The 432-nt window shown below is 38.4% G+C and carries 1 protein-coding gene; it reads left to right on the top strand.

The window, feature by feature from the left end:
* A partial coding sequence (locus FH871_RS34955; protein ID WP_212768400.1) for an SRPBCC family protein occupies positions 1-353 on the top strand: 353 nt, incomplete at its 5' end.
* Positions 354-432 lie beyond the last annotated feature (79 nt).

Below are 432 nucleotides of genomic sequence, written 5' to 3'. Positions count from 1 at the left end.
ATATAGTAACCGACCTTGAGCGTTTTGCTTGGCGAAGCGATATTAAAGAAATTAAGGTATTAGACGATCACAATTTTATTGAAGTGACCAAGAGCGGGTTAGAAACTCATTTTCATACGACCAGGTTGGTAGCCTACAATATTTTGGAATTCGACCTCAATAATGAGAGCATTGAAGGTCACTGGATTGGCAGTTTTAGACAGCAAGGACACGAAACTCTGGTGGATTTTACAGAAAATGTAGTCGCTAAAAAATGGTTTTTAAAACCGCTGCTTGCTCCCTATTTAAAGAGACAGCAAAAGCAGTATCTAAAAGACCTTCAGCATGAGCTGGAAAGAAACTCATCAATTTGATTAGGAGGCTTTCTTTTGGTCAAAAAACGGTTGAAAATTAAGACAAGAAAGGACCCCTATGCCAGAATTACCAGAAGTT

The sequence above is a fragment of the Larkinella sp. C7 genome (genome assembly GCF_006149005.1).
Classification (GTDB): domain Bacteria; phylum Bacteroidota; class Bacteroidia; order Cytophagales; family Spirosomataceae; genus Larkinella.
This window is presented reverse-complemented; position numbering and strand designations above follow the sequence as displayed.